Here is a 17,884-nt window from a genome sequence, read left to right on the forward strand (position 1 = left end):
AAATATCGGATTTTTTGTCCTTTTAATTAAATATTTTATAAAGGATTTCTCTTAATAAATCAGATTGGGACATCGCATTTGCGCCAACTCCTTTACTTTTGACATCAATGTCTCTTAAAGCACCTACAATTTGACTGACTTTTTTCATTGGATAATTTTTCAAAGCCACATCATACTCTTTCAAAAAGAATGGATTTACACCAATAACTGCTGCTACATTCTTGGGATTTTTGTCTTTCAAACCATGGTATTTCAATAATTGAATAAAGAAACTAAAAACTAGACTCGTCGTTACTACCATTGGATTATCTTTTGGATTTTGCGCAAAATTTTCAGCAATAGTATAGGCTTTTAATTGATTGCGTTCGCCAAGTGCTTTTCGCAATTCAAACACATTAAAATCTTTGCTAAACCCTATATTTTCCTCAATGTGTTTGGGAGTTATCGTACTTCCAACTGGCAAAATAATTTGTAATTTTTCCAGTTCATTGTTTATTTTACTCAAATCTGTCCCAAGAAATTCCACCAGCATCGCATTTGCTTTAGGCTCAATTAAATATTTTTTGCCTGACAAAACACGTTTGATCCAATCTCCTACTTGGTTCTCATATAGTTTTTTACTTTCATAAACGACACCGTTTTTCGCTAATAACTTGGTTACTTTTTTGCGTTTATCCAACGTTTTGTATTTATAGCAAAAAACCAAAACGGTGGTAAGCATCGGATTGTCTGCATAACTTTCCAGTTTATCGATGGTCCGGATTAAATCCTGAGCTTCTTTTACGATGACTACTTGACGTTCTGCCATCATTGGATAGCGTTTGGCTGTCGAAATAATATCTTCGATAGTGACGTCTCTTCCGTATAAAACCGTTTGATTGAAACCTTTTTCCTCTTCGGATAAGACTTTTTCTTCAATATAATCTGATAGTTTATCAATATAATACGGTTCTTCGCCCATCAAAAAATAGATTGGTTTGATGTTGCCGCTTTTTATATCATTTACAATTTTTAAAACCTCGTCCATTCCTTTTTGTTTTAAGTTTGAAGTTTAAAGATTGTTGCTTCGGATGAAACTTTAAACTTTAAATTTTAAACTTATTTAATACTTTTGCTTTATGCAAAAACTAAATTTTCAACTTTATAACTTTCGGTTCAAAAATAGCGAAAATAAAGTATCCATTTTTGATGAAATCAGGAAAAAATTTATCATTCTTACTCCCGAAGAATGGGTTCGTCAACATGTAGTTCAGTTTTTATTGGAAGAAAAAAAATATCCAAAATCATTGATTAATGTCGAGAAAGTTTTAAAAGTCAATGGCTTGCGCAAAAGATACGATGTCGTGGTTTTCAATCCCGATGGTTCTATTTTCATCTTAATTGAATGCAAAGCTCCAGAAATCAAAATTGCACAAGCTACTTTCGACCAAATTGCCCGTTATAACATGACGATGAAAGCCCAATTCCTAATGGTAACCAATGGATTGAATCATTACTTTTGCCAAATGGATTTTGAAAACGAGAAATATGCATTTCTAGAGAATCTGCCAAATTATAATAATTAGCTTACTTTAGACTTCTTGAAATTTTAAAATCTATAAAGTCTAAAATCTGAAAATATAAAAACAAAAATGAATATAGCTGTTGTCATACTAAATTGGAATGGAATTTTATTGCTTGAAAAGTTTCTTCCATCTGTAGTTAATTATTCTCCACAAGCTTCAATTTATGTTGCTGATAATGCTTCTACAGATGATTCTATTTCCTACATCAAGGCTTTTTTTCCATCAGTACAAATTATAAAAAACGAAAGTAACCTTGGTTTTGCAAGTGGCTACAATGAAGCTTTAAAACATATTGATGCTGAAATATATGCATTAGTAAACTCGGATATCGAAGTGACCGAGAATTGGCTGCAACCTATTCTTGATACTTTCGAGAACGAACCAAAAACTGCTATTATTCAACCCAAAATATTAGATTATAAACGTAAAGAATACTTTGAATATGCTGGTGCTGCTGGTGGATTTATTGACGAATATGGTTATCCTTTTTGTCGGGGCCGTATTTTTGATACTTTAGAAAAAGATAACGGTCAATATGATGATACTCGTGAAATATTTTGGGCATCAGGAGCTTGTTTTTTTATCCGAAGTTCTGTTTTTAAGACTCTAAACGGTTTTGATGATGATTTTTTTGCGCATCAGGAAGAAATTGACTTATGTTGGCGCGCCATTAATAAGGGTTACAAAATAAAATACACATCGGAATCAGTGGTTTATCATGTAGGTGGTGCGACTTTGCAGCAAGGCCATCCAATGAAAACGTTTTTGAATTTTAGAAACTCTTTATTGATGCTGACCAAAAATCTTCCGAAAGAGCAACTATACAAGATACTTTTAAGCAGAATGATTTTGGACGGAATTGCAGGAATTCAGTTTTTAACCCAAGGAAAGTTCAAACATTTTTGGGCAATATTGAAAGCACATGGGTCTTTTTATAGCCATTTTTCTGATAATTATAAAAAAAGAGATGAATTTCAAGAATCAGCATACTATACCGTTAAAAGTATCGTTTACTTATACTTCATTAGAAAATTAAAAGTTTTTAACGATTTATTTAGAATCAAATAAATTTTAAAAAGCTAAATTTGTCCTTAACCTTTAATCTAAATTTAAAAAATTTATGAAAAAAATCGTAATTGCCTTATCAGTAATGGCCCTTTTAACTTCATGTGTTTCTAAAAAGAAATACACTGAATTAGAAGCTAGAAACAAAGAAACTCAAGATTTACTAAATACAGCAACTGTAAAATTAAATACTTGCTTAGAAGAAAAAGCAGGTCTTGCAGCAACAGCGGCTACTTTAAAAGAGCAAAATCAAGGTTTAATCAGCGTTTCGAAAGACATGACTGTATTGTCAACTAAGGGTGCTCAAAACATTGAAAAAGCTTTAGAGTCTATCAAAGAGAAAGATTTAAAAATAAGCAGAATGCAGGATGCTTTAACTAAAAAAGACAGTGTAACACTTGCATTAGTAACTAGTTTAAAAAGTTCAGTAGGAATTTCTGATCCGGATATCGAAATAAATGTTGAAAAAGGAGTTGTTTTTATCTCTATTGCTGATAAATTATTATTCAAAAGCGGAAGCTACGAGGTAACAGACAGAGCTAAAATGGTTTTGGCGAAAGTTGCAAAAGTAGTGAATGATAAACCTGATTTTGAATGTATGGTTGAAGGACATACAGATAACGTTCCTTACAATGGTACAGGTGTTTTATTAGACAACTGGGATTTAAGTGTGAAACGTTCTACTTCTATCATTCGTGTATTAACGAATCAATTAGGTGTTAAACCAGAGCAATTAATCGCTGCAGGAAGAAGTTCTTACATTCCTTTAGTAGCAAATGATTCTGCTGAAAACAGATCTCGCAACAGAAGAACTCGTATCGTAGTTTTACCTAAAATTGATCAATTCTACGAAATGATTGAAAAAGAAATGAAAAAACAAAGACCGTAATTTTGTCTTTATATTTAAATGCAAACGCCTCAAAATTGAGGCGTTTTTTTTATGCTTAAGTTTATTTAAATTAACCAATTGTTTAAATTCGACCAATATATAAACGAAAAAAGCAGGTCCAAAGACCTGCCTTTATGTATCCTCAATTTTTCTTTAACAACCAATTAAATATAATTAAGAATAACATGCTAATATTATGTAAGCGATATAATGTAAATTCTAGGTAAATATAAAAATTTATAAAATATAAGCAAATATTTTGCCAAAAATTTAAATTTTACAAAATATCTAAACTTCCTTTTCCTTCTCTTACTACAATTGGTTCATCACCCGATAAATCTATAATAGTAGATCCAACATTATCACCATAACCACCGTCAATTACCAAATCAACCAAGTTTTGCCATTTCTCAAAAATAAGTTCCGGATCAGTGGTGTATTCGATCACATCATCATCATCATGAATTGAGGTAGAAACAATAGGATTCCCTAGCAACTTTACAATTTCTAAAGCAATCGCATTATCAGGAACCCTGATTCCGACAGTCGTTTTCTTTTTGAATTCCTTAGGTAAGTTATTATTTCCCGGTAAAATAAAGGTATATGGTCCCGGTAATGCTCTTTTTAAGATTTTAAAAGTCGTTGTGTCAATTTGTCTCACATAATCAGAGATATTGCTCAAATCATGGCAAACGAAGGAAAAATTAGCTTTGTCGAGCTTCACTCCTTTGATCTTTGCAATGCGTTCCAAAGCTTTGGTATTGGTAATATCACAACCCAAACCGTACACTGTATCAGTTGGATAAATTACCAAACCACCTTCTTTTAAAACCTTAACCACTTTGGCAATTGCCGCTTCATTGGGTTTGTCTTCGTATATTTTTATAAATTGAGCCATTTTTTTTAGTTTAAAGTTTAAAATGTTTAAGGCTTAAAGTTCTTTTAACTGACAACTTTAAACCTTAAACTTGAAACAAATTTTTACCCTATAATATCCAGTTTCGCAAAACGCAACAGTAATTTTTTGATTCCGCCAACTTCAAATTTGATTTCGGCTTTTTTATCTGCTCCCACTCCTTCAAGGTTTAAAACTTCGCCTTTTCCAAAACGTTCGTGCATTACAATATTCCCGGCAACGAGTTTGTTGTCAAATAAATTAGCACTTCCTGAAGCAGCATTATTGCTGACAGGCTTCAATTTACGAATATTTATCTCTAATTTGGGTTCATTATCTGAACTATATTTGGTTGGCGGAGTTCCATTCGCAGGTTTTGCCAGACGCAATTTAGACTTATCCACATCTCCAAAAATATCACTGTCAATCATCGGTTTGTACCTGTAATTATTTTCAGGAGGTGTCATATATTCCAGATATTGACTGTCGATTTCTTCAATAAAACGGGAAGGTTCACTGTCGGTCAATTTCCCCCAACGGTATCGTGATTGTGCGTAAGTCAAATACGCTTGGTGCTCTGCTCGGGTCAAAGCTACATAAAACAAACGACGTTCTTCCTCGAGTTCGCTTCTTGTACTCATACTCATGGCGCTTGGGAACAAATCTTCTTCCATTCCTACCACAAAAACATGAGGAAACTCTAATCCTTTTGCCAAGTGAATGGTCATCAACGCCACACGATCTTCATCACTGGTATCTTTATCTAAATCAGTTGCCAGAGCTACATCTTCCATAAATTCAGACAAAGCGCCACGAGCTCCATCCACTTCTTTTTGGCCATCGGTGAAATCTTTGATTCCGTTTAATAATTCCTCAATATTCTGAATTTTAGCCATTCCTTCCGGAGTAGCATCTTTTTTTAATTCCTGAATCAATCCTGTTTTTTTGGCAACATGATCAGCAAGATAGAACGCATCCTGGTTTTCATTTATAGCCTGAAAACTCTGAATCATCGTAACAAAATCGAGTAGTTTTTGCTTGGTTCCCGAATTCAGTTTCAAGTCGATTCGTTCTATGTTTTGCATCACTTCAAAAATCGATCGCTTGTAGTGATTGGCTGCAATAGTCAGTTTTTCGATCGTTGTATTACCAATTCCACGTGCCGGATAATTAATCACACGAACCAACGCTTCTTCATCTTTTGGATTGATAACCAATCGCAAATAGCACAAAACATCCTTCACCTCTTTTCTTTGGTAAAAAGAAAGTCCGCCATAAATTCGGTACGGAATATCTCTTTTCCTAAGTGCGTCTTCCATTGCGCGGGATTGTGCATTGGTACGGTACAAAATAGCAAAAGCGCCATTAGGCAACTGATTTTGCATTTTTTGTTCCCAAATAGTACTTGCCACAAAACGGCCTTCTTCATTATCCGTTAAACTGCGGTGTACTTTTATCTTTGGACCAAAATCATTCGCGGTCCACACGATTTTATCCAGTTTTACTTTATTTTTGTCAATAATGGTATTTGCTGCTTCGACAATATTTTTTGTGGAGCGATAGTTTTGTTCCAATCTAAAGGTTTTCACTCCTTCATAATCTTTCTGGAAATTTAGGATATTATTGATGTTTGCACCACGAAAGGCATAGATACTTTGCGCATCATCGCCTACCACACAAATATTCTGAAATTTATCAGACAAAGCCCGCACGATTAAATACTGTGAGTGATTCGTATCTTGGTACTCATCCACCAAAATATAACGAAAACGGTTTTGATATTTGGCCAAAACTTCTGGAAAACGAGTCAGTAATTCGTTAGTTTTTAAAAGTAAATCATCAAAATCCATGGCGCCTGCTTTGAAACAGCGGTCCACATAATTTTGATATATTTCACCCATTCGAGGCTTTTTGGACATCGCATCCGCTTCTTGTAGATCTGGATTGTTGAAATACGCTTTTACGGTAATCAAACTATTCTTAAAATTCGAAATACGCCCTAAAACCTGTTTTGGTTTGTACACATCGCGATCCAATTGCATTTCTTTGATGATACCGGAAATGGCACGCAATGAATCCTGAGAATCATATATGGTAAAGTTAGAAGGATAGCCAAGATGTTCCGCTTCCGAGCGTAAAATTCGAGCAAAAACGGAATGAAATGTTCCCATCCAAAGATTTTTTGCCTCACCAGCACCTACAATATCCGAGATACGTTTTTTCATTTCTCGGGCCGCCTTGTTGGTAAATGTAAGCGATAGGATACTGAACGCATCGATACCCTGACTCATCAAATAAGCAATTCTAATAGTCAACACCCGCGTTTTACCGGAACCTGCACCCGCAATAATTATCATGGGTCCGTCTTTTTGGAGAACGGGTTCGCGTTGGGCTTCATTAAGTTGATCGATATATTTGTGCATGGAAATTTTTATAGTATTGTATGCAAAAATAAGCATTAAAGATGTAAAAGTGTAATTTTATATGAAGCTAAAAAACCATTCTTTATTTCTTGAACCAGATAAGAAATAGCAATACGTTTTAGGACTATATTTTATAAAAAACCAAATTTGATTTTCAACATATAAGTCATGTAAGTTAGAGAAACTAATTTTTAAATAATTGATTTTATTGGTAATGTAAGCTAAATCGCTCTTTGTAAAGGGTTGTTTTGTCACAATAAACTACTAGAATTTCTAATCTACATTCAAATTAAAAACTTATCTGACTTATATGTTTAACAACTGTACTCATTTAAAAAACACATCATACGCAAAACGGATTAAAGTCCCCACAACTACAACCAAAAAGAAAACCCGAATGAAGCTGTTTCCTTTGTTAATAGCCAGTTTTGCACCAATCCAACCGCCCAAAGCATTACTGGCAGCCATAGGAAGTGCTATTGCCCAAATGATTTTTCCTTTTAAAATAAACAAACATATAGAACCAAAATTTGTCGAAAGATTCACCATTTTAGCATTTGCGGAAGCGTGCAAAAAATCAAATCCCATAATGGCAATAAATGCAACCACCAAAAAGCTGCCTGTTCCCGGACCAATAAATCCATCGTACAAACCAACTACAAAACTGATTGCAATCGCATTAAGGATTTGAGTTCTTGGAGAATGTGTTTTTTCAATGTGTTGTCCAAAATTTTTCTTTGCGTAGGTGTAAACCACTAAAAATGAAAGAACGACCAACAATAACGGTTTCATGAAATCGTTACTGACATACGTCAATAAAGTAGAACCTAAAAATGCCGATGGAAAGGCCAAAAGCATCATAATCGACAATAGTTTCCAGTTCATATCTACCTTTTTCAGATATTGATATGCTGCAAAGGAAGTACCACTAAAAGCAGGAACTTTCAAAGTTCCAATTACGGTTGAAACAGGAAGATTAGGTAACAAAATCAATCCCATTGGTGTTTGAATCAATCCGCCACCGCCCACAATTGCGTCAATAAATCCGGCAGCAAAGGCCGCTAAACAAAGTAAAACCAGAACATAGGTCTCCATTATGATATTCAATTTTAAATAGTGCTGTTACAAGGAGCAAAAATACTATTCGGTTTCATTTATTGCTATTAAATAGAAATTGATTTGTACTCAAAAAAGTATATTTTTGCTTTTTAAATTTTTACAACAAAATGGACTCAACAAAAATCATAGAAATTCTGGCTTATACTATACCTTCACTAATTACCGGAGGAGTAGCTTATCATTTGTTCAACTCTTATTTTAAAGACCAACAAAATACAAGACGCTGGTTATTACAAAAAGATGCTCAAAAAGAAGCTTTACCACTGCGTTTACAGGCCTACGAGCGTATGGTTTTATTTATGGAACGCATCAATCCCACTAAATTATTGATTCGGATTGCTCCTATTTCTAATGATAAAAACGATTATGAAAATTTGATAATTGCACAAATCGAACAGGAATATGAGCATAATTTGACGCAGCAAATATACATGTCAGACGAATGCTGGACGATCATTGTCACAGCAAAAAATAGTACTATTCAAATGATTCGAAAAGCGAATATGAGTGATCGTGTTGACAATGCCGATAAATTGCGAGAAGTGCTTTTAAGTGATTTAATGGAAAAGCAATCTCCTAGTAATGCAGCTTTAGCTTACATCAAAAACGAAGTGAGCCAAATGTGGTAAACATATAAGGTTGTTAAATCCCTTTTGATTCAAAACTTATTCTTTCAATAATCGGTTCAGCTGAAATTGTTCGGCTTCATTTAAATTTGGAACTATTCGTTCCAATGAGGCTCTCATCTCAGGAGCTTTCAATAATTTTCTTATATTGTCTCTACCAAACTTTGAGAATTGCCACATGTGATGCGTGGTAGCATTTACGAGATTTTTCAAAACAATATCATTAATTATTTTGAAAGCAAGTAATTTTTCTAAAGCATTTTGTCTGGTATTCGCTTCATAATCAATTGATGAATATTGCATTAATTCGGTTTCCAAAGCTTGTTTGTCAATAGGATAATTTGGTGTTGAAAGTGCTAAAGTCAGCCACAAAGTCCTCAAATTGTAATCATTGAAACCCATCCACGATTTTGATTTATTCAAATATTGAATGCGTTGCTCTGGAAAATTATTCCATAAATTATAGAGCGCAAGTTCTTGTGTTTGATATGATTTATCCTCTAATAAAGTTTCATATTGCGTTCTGAAACTCTCCGGAATTTCATTCAATGCTGCAGCAACTGTTTGGTGTAATTGTACATTTTTAGTTTCTAAAGCTAAAATAAAAAGACTCTTTTTATCTTCCCATTTTTCATTTTTCAATTGATTCAGAACCGCTTCTTTTACCGAAAAATAAACCTCAGATTGCATTGTTTTTTCCAAAAAATCTCTTTTCTCTGACAACGGTTTATTTTTTAATTTATCAACTTCAAACAGCGTCTGAATTGCTTTATTTTTAAGCAATAAATTATTGGCTTGTTGTGCATTGAAAACCGTAGTTTCAAGCCATACTTTACTAAAACTATCTAAATCATAACTTGATACTTTTTTGATTTCAGCAAAGAAATCTTGTGTATTCACACTCTGAAACGCATGTTTTTTCAAATAGTTTTTTACCGCTTTTTTAAACGCCTTATCCCCTATTTCTTCATGTAAAACAAAAAGTGACCAAGCGCCTTTTTGATAGAAAGTCAACGAACTGGCTTTGGCATTCAAAACAGGAATGGTATCCGTTCGGGAAGCGTATTTTAACTGTGATGCCGACTCATATAATTTGGAATAAAAATAATCTTCTCCATATATTTCCTTTTCGGCCAGTAATGCATAATACGTTGCAAAACCTTCCTGCAACCAATGATGTTTTCCACTTTCGGCAGTGATTAAATTCCCAAACCACTGATGCGCTAATTCATGTGCATTGACATTTGTGTAACTTCTGTCCTCAAAACCTGTAGAATCGACCACATAACGCGTGTTGAAAAGCGTTGCTGATGTATTTTCCATTCCGGCGTACAAGAAATCTCGAACAGGCGCTTGTTTATAAATTTCCCAAGGATACTTTACTCCTATTTCCTTTTCTAAGAAATCAAACATCATTTTAGAATGGCGATAGGTAGGTGCAAACTTGGAAACGTCTTTTGGTTCCAAATACATTTCTAAAGGAATTCCCGAATTTGATTTTTGTATGTTTTTTTCGAATTTACCAATGGTAAGCATCAATAAATAAGAACTCATCGGTTTTTGCATTTGGTATTGCCAAACCGAAAGTCCATCAAGTGTTGATTTAAATTTCAATATTCCATTTGAAATTACCTGATACTCTTTATTGCATACAATATTCAAATTGAAAACCACTTTTTCATTCACATCATCAAAACTTGGAAACCAATGACTGGTATATTTTCCTTGTCCCTGTGTCCAAATTTGTACATTGTCATTTGCTTCTGAACCAACGAAATACATCGTTTGTTTTGGCTTAGCTAAATACTGAAAAGTCAGATTATTTTTTCCTTTTTTAAACGGAAATACAATTTGTAGTTGTTTTTGTGTATTGAGAAATTTAATGGATTTCCCGTTCAATTTCAAATCTGAAAATTCCATATTTTGTGCATCAATTTTAATGGTATCAATTGATTTAAAAACGTCAAAATCATAATCGACATCTCCATAAACTGTTTTTTCACTTGGATTTACTACAATTTTTCCTAAAACCGATTTAAAATCTACAAATTGGGTTTGTTGGGCAAATGTGAACGTGGAAATAAAAAAGAATAGGTATTTCATTAGGAAGGCATTTAATGCTGTAATTTCCAAAGTTACAAAGGTTTCCCTAACTAATCAGACTAATTTTGTAAGTTTACCTCCAGAAAATCAGAAGATAATTACTTTGAAAAAGAAAGCCTTATTTAATTGGAGCAGCGGAAAAGATTCTGCGCTGGCCTTATATAAAAGCCTCCAAAATCCCGAAATTGAAATTGTCTGTTTATTAACCAGTGTAAACCAACAACATCAGCGTATTTCTATGCATGGTGTAAGAGTTGAATTATTGCAACAACAAGCCGAAAGCATTGGATTACCACTTGAAATCATGCAAATTCCTGAAATGCCAACCATGGAAGCCTATGAAAACGTTATGCGAGAAACATTGGCCAAACTAAAAAACAAAGGTGTAACCCATTCTATTTTTGGTGATATTTTTCTGGAAGATTTACGTAAATACCGTGAAGATAAATTAGCCGAAATGGGTTTTGAAGGGATTTTTCCGCTTTGGAAAATCCCAACTCACGAAATCATTCAAGAATTCCTAGCTTTAGGTTTTAAAACAATTGTAGTTTGCGTAAACGAACGATTCTTGGATAAAAGCTTTGTTGGTCGTGTGATTGACCAAAATTTCATCAATGATTTACCTGAAAATGTAGATGTTTGTGGCGAAAACGGTGAATTTCACACCTTCACTTTTGACGGTCCTATTTTTTCGAAACCAATTAATTTTGAAATTGGTGAAGTTGTGTATCGAAAATATGAAAAACCAGAAAAAGAAGATTCCTCAGATACCGCCTGCGATACGAGCGCTTCTGATGCTTTTGATTATGGATTTTGGTATTGTGATTTGGTTGGGAAATAATTAATTTAATAGTTAATAAGCTCTACACTTTAGGATTGTCTTAATTTTTTTAATTAGGGTTTGAAAATAGAAAAAGAGCATCAAAAGTTTTTCAACTTCTGAGTACTCTTTAGCTAAAGTGCTTCATAATCCTAAAATTAACCAAAACTAAACCTTATGAAAATGTTCAATAAGCACTTATAATTAACTTAATTACTAAAAACTAAAAATAGTATATCATTTTTTATGCATACATCCTTAAGATGCTACTTCTTTAAAAAGGTTGCGTCAAGTTATAAATGTTTTTTTTTCTAAAGAATAAACATTGTTAAACCGATAATCTCAAACGTTTTACAATTATAAATAATTAAATAGCCACGGATTCACTGATTTAAAAATCTGTGAATCCGTGGCTAAAATTTTCAATTGTGAAGAGTTAAACTTATCTTTCCTCGTACATTTTAAGCAGTTGCGTAACTGTATTCCAATTGCGGATTGTTGCAATAACATTCAGTTTTTTCTCAATGTATTTTTGGTCGAATCTGGTCTTTCCGACGCCAACAGCATATTTTATAAAAATTCTGTTGCCATCAATACTCGCTTCATCCGGTTTGAATTGGCTAATTTTCAAATCATTCATACTGGTACTTTGCAACGTGGTAGAAATAAAAGCCACATATAACTTCTTAGTATCAATATCTTTTTCCTTCAAGAAAGGATTGTTCTTGAAACACGCTTCTAAATCTGCAGAACAAATCACCACAACAGGCACTTCATGACCAAAAGCCTTGAAAATCTCCTGCTTTATTTTGAAACCAACAGCCGCAGGATTTTCCTCCTCGGTATCCACAAAAACATTCCCGGATTGAATATAGGTTTGCACATTTTGAAAACCAATAGCTTCCAAAGTCGTTTTTAGTGCTTCCATTTTTATCATACTGTGACCGGAAACATTGATGCCACGAAGCAATGCGAGATGAGTTGTCATTTTTTAAGCTTTTTATTTTGCGAAGGTATTGTGTTTGGAGGAACTTTTTTGGAATTCTTACTTAATATAAATACTTTGTCTAAAAATTTCTGGTTTTAAATAAAACTGAGTTACCTAATCTATAACTTGAAATAGTAAAACTAAAACCAAAATCATAAAAACAAATAAAATTGCAGGTAATAATAAGTTTAAAATTGATTTACCGATAGATAATTTCTGTACTTCTGATATTCCAATTACGCACAATATAAGCGACCAAATTCCAAGTGCAAACTCAACAAAAAGTATAACATATAATACAATACTTTCCATCGAAGCTAAACTGTACAAGTCATTATCTGATTTAAATAGTTCATTGCCATAAATTGCTATTTGAGGTATCAGTAATATTAAAATAAAAATCGAAGGAAAAAAAGCATAAGCAAAAACTCTTAATACGGATTGCGTATTTCCCTTTCCATTCATCCAACTACCAGTCCAACTTATCAAAGCAGAATAGATATAATAAGTAATCCATCCAAAAAATCCTCCGAAAATCACACAAATTGCTATTATCGTCCAAATGGAATAGTTGTCACCCATATTTTTCGTGGAAGCTCTATCAAAAGTTCTATCCATACCGGCAAGAAATAATAAAATGTACAAATGTTTCTCATATTTGTAATCATTTATAAATTTAAAAGCTTCTCTTGGAGATGTCAATAATTTTATAAAAATATCTTTCTCAGAGATTTGAGTCCTTTCAAGTGGATGTTCTAATTCATTCATTTTTATTAAGATATATGTGTATGTTTTGGATATTATTATAGATTTTTTTAAGATTTAGTAATTAAAAAATAATTTACATAAGAAACGCTACTAAACCAATTTATTTAATAATTGATTTTCTTATTTGTTTATTTAAACCATATTTGAACATTAAGTCTTGAACTAATTCCGTGAACCATTCAGGAGAATATGGGCTCAAAACTATATCATCAATCAATATATTCAAATCTAATTTTATGTTTATTCCTGAATTATTATCTTCTTTTTCCCAATCAAAATCTATACGCTTCACTTCAGGAACTTTGTAGATTAATCTTAATTCATCTTCATAAGAGTATGCCTTATGTTTATGTATTATTTGATAATTTAAATTTCCATCAGGAATCATTTCAGTTTCAAAATCAATATATTTAATTTCACTAATTTGAATATCATCCGTCAAATTATTTTTTAATGAATTGATTAATTTGTCAATTTGTGATGTCACCATGATACCTTTATTCATTTCAGAATATATTTTCCAAAGAGCATAAGATTCAGATTTACTTTTATTCCAACAACATACACAATTTAGTTTTTTAAATTCTTCTTCGAAACCTTGACGAACTTTCAAATCTTTTTCTAAAGAAACTTCTATTTTTGAATTTATTGAAAGTAATTCGTTGTGAATTTGCTCATAATATTTTTTTCTGTACTCAATATTAAGTTTTGGTGAAGAACCTTCAAATTTATCCTCGAGCTTATCTAAACGACAAAAGAAAAGCGATTTACGCTGTAATAACGAAATGAATTTTATGATATCAAAATACTTATAAACTTTATATTCTCTTTTGGATATATCACTGGAGCTGAATATTGATTAAACTCTAATATTGGCATTTTTTTCTTTTTAAGTGATAGATAATTTTTTTTACTATAATCTCCGAATAGAAATAGTTGTTTTTCAAATATACATATTTTCCTACTCCATTTCCAAACAATCTCATTTCCAAATTTCCAAACAAAAAACTATCTTCGCTCCATCAAATTAAAATCCGTTTTAATCTGCGTTTTTGCCATCTCGAGCGAAGTCGAGAGAAACAAATCCGTTTCATCCGTGTCCAAAAAAAACTAAATGAGCAACCTACTACTCACTCCCATTGAATACCTCAAAGGCGTTGGTCCCAATCGGGGCGAATTGCTTCGAAAGGAATTGGGAATTCATAAGTATGTGGATTTAGTTAATTTTTTTCCAAACAGATACATTGATAGAACACGCTATTACAAGATTAATGAACTGCAAAACAACATTGCCGAGGTTCAGATTATCGGTAAAATCATCAACATCAAAACTGTGGAATTTGGCAGAAACCAAAAACGATTGGTCGCGACTTTTGTAGATGATACGGGCCAAATGGAACTCGTTTGGTTTCAAGGTCACAAATGGATTCGGGAGAGTTTAAAACTGAATGAAATGTGTGTGATTTTTGGGAAATGCACGTCTTTTGGAAGTACATTCAATATGGCGCATCCGGAAATTGAATTGCTGAGCGAGCATGAAAAAAGTCTGCGTTCAGCCATGCAACCCGTGTATCCTTCGACAGAAACCTTGACAAATCGTGGGATTTCAAACCGGGTGATTAATAAACTGATGCAACAATTGTTCCTGGAAACGCAAGCGTTGTTTACGGAAACTTTGCCAGATTATTTAATCAACGAATTGAAACTGATTCCTAAAAAAGCGGCTTTATTCAACATCCATTTTCCAAAAAGCACCGAAGTTTTGGCGAAAGCCAAATTCCGATTAATCTTCGAAGAATTGTTCTTTATTCAATTGCAATTAATCACGAAGAATCTTATTCGGAAACATAAAATAAAAGGACATCCGTTTGCAACGGTAGGCGAAAATTTCAATGATTTTTATCAGCATCATTTGCCTTTTCAACTGACCAATGCCCAAAAAAGAGTCATCAAAGAAATCCGAACCGACATGGGCAGCAACGCCCAAATGAACCGATTACTGCAAGGTGATGTGGGTTCCGGGAAAACTATTGTAGCTTTTATGAGCATGCTTTTGGCACTTGATAATGGTTTCCAAGCGTGTTTGATGGCGCCTACGGAAATCTTGGCAAACCAGCATTTTATCGGTTTATCTGAATTAGCCGAAACCTTAAATATAAATATCAGAATCCTATCGGGTTCCACCAAAATAGCACAGCGCAGAATTATCCATGAAGAACTGGAAAACGGAACGTTACACATCCTCATCGGAACGCATGCTTTACTCGAAGACAAAGTAAAATTCAAGAATTTAGGACTCGCTGTAATTGATGAACAACATCGTTTTGGCGTAGAACAACGCTCTAAATTGTGGAAGAAAAATGTGATTCCGCCACACGTTTTGGTAATGACCGCCACGCCTATTCCGCGAACTTTGGCGATGAGTTTGTATGGCGATTTAGACATTTCGGTGATTGATGAACTGCCTCCGGGACGAAAACCAATTCAGACCGTACATCGTTTTGACAGCAACCGATTGAAAGTTTGGAAATTCCTTCGGGATGAAATCGCTTTGGGTCGCCAAATATATATTGTGTATCCGTTGATTCAAGAATCGGAAAAAATGGATTTCAAGGATTTAATGGATGGTTACGAAAGTGTTTCCAGAGATTTTCCGTTGCCACAGTATTCAATTTCCATACTTCACGGAAAGATGAAACCAGCGGAAAAAGATGCCGAAATGAAACGTTTTTCGGAAGGAAAAACCAATATTATGGTGGCCACAACCGTAATTGAAGTTGGAGTGAATGTTCCTAACGCCAGTGTAATGATTATCGAAAGTGCGGAACGTTTTGGATTATCGCAACTCCATCAACTACGCGGTCGCGTGGGTCGTGGTGCAGAACAAAGTTATTGTATCCTGATGACGAGCCATAAATTGAGTTCCGACAGTAAAACCCGAATGGAAACGATGGTACAAACGAATGATGGTTTCGAAATTGCCGAAGTCGACTTGAAGCTTCGTGGTCCGGGAGATTTAATGGGAACGCAACAAAGCGGCGTACTTAATCTACAAATTGCCGATTTAGTTCGGGACAGAGATACTTTGGCATTAGCCAGAAATTATGCTTTAAAACTTCTTAAAGAAGATGCAGGAATGCAAAAACCTGAACACGCAGCTTTGAGAGCTGTTTTTATCGAAATGACCAAAAAGAAAAACATCTGGAATTACATTAGTTAAGTGTCATTATAAATGTTTTTTTATCTGTTTAAAATTACGCTACCAAATTTATTTTCTTAAAAAAAGCTCTTTTTTTTCAATTCTTGATTAAACCATTTGCATTTTTAGGAGTCCTAATTTTTATTATTTGTAATGGAATGCATCTATTTATAACATATACATTTTTTTATGTTAATATTTGTATGTACAAACGTTAAATAAAAATTAACAACATCACAATTTCCGTTTCTAAAACCTAAATTTGTTTTAACTAAAATTATTGAAAACTAATCCTACTTTATATTAAACCCATGAAAATTAAATACCTAGTTTATGCCGTGCTAACAATTGGAATCATTGGATTTATCGGTTACAGAATCTCAGAAAACAAAAGTAAAAATGAAGATTCAAAAGACCCAAAAGGAAAAGGCAAATCGATGAGCGTAAACGGAATCGTAGTTGAATATCAAACTTTTGATAATAACTTGTCTCTTTCCGGTTCTATTGAAGCGAATGAACAAGTAGAAATTCGCAGTGAAGTTTCCGGAATTGTAGAAGGTATTTATTTTCAGGAAGGTAGTAATGTGAGTAAAGGTCAAGTGCTTTTTAAAGTCAATGATTTAGAGTTAAGAGCCCAATTGAGACAAACTTCAACCAGAGAAGGATTGGCTTCGGAAAACGAAAGAAGAGCCAAATTATTACTGCAAAAAGAAGCTATAAGCCAGGAAGAATATGATTTGGCCAGAGCCGATTTAAAATCAGCACAAGCCCAAAGTCAATTGATAAAAGCGCAAATCGCAAAAACATCTGTTAGAGCGCCATTCTCAGGAAGAATAGGATTGCGTTCTATTTCACCGGGAACCTACATCACACCAGCCATTTTAGTGGCAAAATTAGTGAACACCGGAAAATTAAAAATTACTTTTTCTATTCCTGAAAAATACGCCAGTCAGGTAAAAACAAATACAACCTTAACATTTAAAGTCGCTGGTTCTGATGAAAAATACACTGCTAAAGTATATGCAATTGAACCGGAAGTGGCTGTTGCTACCAGAACATTACAAGTTCGAGCGATTGCGGAAAACAAAAACGGAAAATTATTACCAGGAACTTTTGCTGATGTCGAATTGCCTTTGGATATCATAAAAGATGCTATTATTGTTCCTACTGAAGCCATTATTCCAGTTCAAAACGGTAAAAAAGTTTTCGTTTCCAGTAATGGTCAAGCTAAAGAAGTGATGATAGAAACTGCTACAAGAACTGATGCTTCTATACTTGTACTTTCTGGTTTGAAAGCAGGTGATACAGTGATTACAAGTGGTGTTATGTCATTAAAAAACGAAACTCCTGTAAAAGTTCTAATAAAATAGATTGAGATATTAGATTCGTTCCTAGCAATCAAAAATCTAAAATTAGCAATCAAA

General features: G+C 33.5%; 15 protein-coding genes. 7 read left to right on the forward strand and 8 right to left on the reverse strand.

All coding sequences use genetic code 11. The features are described from left to right. Nucleotides 1-22: 22 nt before the first annotated feature. Nucleotides 23-1,027 carry a DNA polymerase III subunit delta gene (gene holA, locus DR980_RS03665; protein WP_113633895.1) on the reverse strand — a complete coding sequence of 335 codons (1,005 nt, stop codon included), beginning with the start codon at nt 1,025-1,027 and terminating at the stop codon, nt 23-25. Between the two features lie 91 nt (nt 1,028-1,118). Between holA and DR980_RS03670 the strand changes: the two genes are divergently transcribed. The 3 genes from DR980_RS03670 (at nt 1,119) to DR980_RS03680 (ending at nt 3,519) form a co-directional block, all read left to right on the forward strand. After that, the gene (locus tag DR980_RS03670; RefSeq protein WP_113633896.1) at nt 1,119-1,565 is read left to right on the forward strand and encodes a type I restriction enzyme HsdR N-terminal domain-containing protein; all 447 of its coding nucleotides are present in this window, start codon (nt 1,119-1,121) and stop codon (nt 1,563-1,565) included. Between the two features lie 66 nt (nt 1,566-1,631). Continuing rightward, nucleotides 1,632-2,633: a glycosyltransferase family 2 protein gene (locus DR980_RS03675; protein WP_113633897.1), complete on the forward strand. Its 1,002-nt coding sequence runs from the start codon at nt 1,632-1,634 to the stop codon at nt 2,631-2,633. A gap of 52 nt (nt 2,634-2,685) precedes the next feature. Beyond that, nucleotides 2,686-3,519 carry an OmpA/MotB family protein gene (locus tag DR980_RS03680; protein WP_113633898.1) on the forward strand — a complete coding sequence of 278 codons (834 nt, stop codon included), beginning with the start codon at nt 2,686-2,688 and terminating at the stop codon, nt 3,517-3,519. Between the two features lie 277 nt (nt 3,520-3,796). Here DR980_RS03680 and DR980_RS03685 read toward each other — a convergent pair whose 3' ends face one another. The 3 genes from DR980_RS03685 to DR980_RS03695 form a co-directional block, all read right to left on the reverse strand. Beyond that, nucleotides 3,797-4,417 (reverse strand): L-threonylcarbamoyladenylate synthase, encoded by a 621-nt coding sequence (locus tag DR980_RS03685; RefSeq protein WP_113633899.1) that lies wholly within the window; start codon nt 4,415-4,417, stop codon nt 3,797-3,799. 83 nt (nt 4,418-4,500) lie between these two features. Then, on the reverse strand, nt 4,501-6,837 hold the full coding sequence (locus DR980_RS03690; RefSeq protein WP_113633961.1) for an ATP-dependent helicase: 2,337 nt from the start codon (nt 6,835-6,837) through the stop codon (nt 4,501-4,503). Between the two features lie 327 nt (nt 6,838-7,164). Beyond that, complete coding sequence (locus DR980_RS03695; RefSeq protein ID WP_113633900.1) at nt 7,165-7,932, reverse strand: sulfite exporter TauE/SafE family protein; 768 nt, start codon at nt 7,930-7,932, stop codon at nt 7,165-7,167. Between the two features lie 131 nt (nt 7,933-8,063). On the opposite strand from DR980_RS03695, the gene DR980_RS03700 reads away from it, so the two are divergent. Beyond that, nucleotides 8,064-8,585 carry a DUF7935 family protein gene (locus DR980_RS03700; protein WP_113633901.1) on the forward strand — a complete coding sequence of 174 codons (522 nt, stop codon included), beginning with the start codon at nt 8,064-8,066 and terminating at the stop codon, nt 8,583-8,585. 36 nt (nt 8,586-8,621) lie between these two features. Here DR980_RS03700 and DR980_RS03705 read toward each other — a convergent pair whose 3' ends face one another. Continuing rightward, nucleotides 8,622-10,685 carry a M1 family metallopeptidase gene (locus tag DR980_RS03705; protein ID WP_113633902.1) on the reverse strand — a complete coding sequence of 688 codons (2,064 nt, stop codon included), beginning with the start codon at nt 10,683-10,685 and terminating at the stop codon, nt 8,622-8,624. 103 nt (nt 10,686-10,788) lie between these two features. On the opposite strand from DR980_RS03705, the gene DR980_RS03710 reads away from it, so the two are divergent. Further along, nucleotides 10,789-11,526, forward strand: a complete 738-nt coding sequence (locus DR980_RS03710) for a Dph6-related ATP pyrophosphatase (protein WP_113633962.1) — start codon at nt 10,789-10,791, stop codon at nt 11,524-11,526. Between the two features lie 421 nt (nt 11,527-11,947). Here DR980_RS03710 and DR980_RS03715 read toward each other — a convergent pair whose 3' ends face one another. The 3 genes from DR980_RS03715 to DR980_RS03725 form a co-directional block, all read right to left on the reverse strand. After that, nucleotides 11,948-12,493 carry a DUF1697 domain-containing protein gene (locus DR980_RS03715; protein WP_113633903.1) on the reverse strand — a complete coding sequence of 182 codons (546 nt, stop codon included), beginning with the start codon at nt 12,491-12,493 and terminating at the stop codon, nt 11,948-11,950. A 114-nt stretch (nt 12,494-12,607) separates the two neighbouring features. After that, nucleotides 12,608-13,261 (reverse strand): Yip1 family protein, encoded by a 654-nt coding sequence (locus DR980_RS03720; protein ID WP_113633904.1) that lies wholly within the window; start codon nt 13,259-13,261, stop codon nt 12,608-12,610. Between the two features lie 100 nt (nt 13,262-13,361). After that, nucleotides 13,362-13,874, reverse strand: a complete 513-nt coding sequence (locus DR980_RS03725) for a DUF2971 domain-containing protein (RefSeq protein WP_113633905.1) — start codon at nt 13,872-13,874, stop codon at nt 13,362-13,364. Between the two features lie 501 nt (nt 13,875-14,375). Between DR980_RS03725 and recG the strand changes: the two genes are divergently transcribed. Then, nucleotides 14,376-16,481 (forward strand): ATP-dependent DNA helicase RecG, encoded by a 2,106-nt coding sequence (gene recG, locus DR980_RS03730; RefSeq protein ID WP_113633906.1) that lies wholly within the window; start codon nt 14,376-14,378, stop codon nt 16,479-16,481. A 290-nt stretch (nt 16,482-16,771) separates the two neighbouring features. Further along, a complete protein-coding gene (locus DR980_RS03735) occupies nt 16,772-17,830 on the forward strand; it encodes an efflux RND transporter periplasmic adaptor subunit (protein WP_113633907.1) in 1,059 nt (352 codons plus the stop codon). Nucleotides 17,831-17,884: the final 54 nt, after the last annotated feature.

Origin of the sequence: Flavobacterium psychrolimnae (assembly GCF_003312425.1) — a bacterium.
Lineage (GTDB): Bacteria > Bacteroidota > Bacteroidia > Flavobacteriales > Flavobacteriaceae > Flavobacterium > Flavobacterium psychrolimnae.

Bases quoted from the DNA above. Each gene is read 5' to 3' on its own strand.
- DR980_RS03695 (WP_113633900.1), bottom strand. From the start codon at position 7,932: ATGGAGACCTATGTTCTGGTTTTACTTTGTTTAGCGGCCTTTGCTGCC.
- holA (WP_113633895.1), bottom strand. From the start codon at position 1,027: ATGGACGAGGTTTTAAAAATTGTAAATGATATAAAAAGCGGCAACATC.
- recG (WP_113633906.1), top strand. From the start codon at position 14,376: ATGAGCAACCTACTACTCACTCCCATTGAATACCTCAAAGGCGTTGGT.
- DR980_RS03715 (WP_113633903.1), bottom strand. From the start codon at position 12,493: ATGACAACTCATCTCGCATTGCTTCGTGGCATCAATGTTTCCGGTCAC.
- DR980_RS03705 (WP_113633902.1), bottom strand. From the start codon at position 10,685: ATGAAATACCTATTCTTTTTTATTTCCACGTTCACATTTGCCCAACAA.
- DR980_RS03700 (WP_113633901.1), top strand. From the start codon at position 8,064: ATGGACTCAACAAAAATCATAGAAATTCTGGCTTATACTATACCTTCA.
- DR980_RS03735 (WP_113633907.1), top strand. From the start codon at position 16,772: ATGAAAATTAAATACCTAGTTTATGCCGTGCTAACAATTGGAATCATT.
- DR980_RS03720 (WP_113633904.1), bottom strand. From the start codon at position 13,261: ATGAATGAATTAGAACATCCACTTGAAAGGACTCAAATCTCTGAGAAA.
- DR980_RS03680 (WP_113633898.1), top strand. From the start codon at position 2,686: ATGAAAAAAATCGTAATTGCCTTATCAGTAATGGCCCTTTTAACTTCA.
- DR980_RS03675 (WP_113633897.1), top strand. From the start codon at position 1,632: ATGAATATAGCTGTTGTCATACTAAATTGGAATGGAATTTTATTGCTT.
- DR980_RS03685 (WP_113633899.1), bottom strand. From the start codon at position 4,417: ATGGCTCAATTTATAAAAATATACGAAGACAAACCCAATGAAGCGGCA.
- DR980_RS03690 (WP_113633961.1), bottom strand. From the start codon at position 6,837: ATGCACAAATATATCGATCAACTTAATGAAGCCCAACGCGAACCCGTT.
- DR980_RS03670 (WP_113633896.1), top strand. From the start codon at position 1,119: ATGCAAAAACTAAATTTTCAACTTTATAACTTTCGGTTCAAAAATAGC.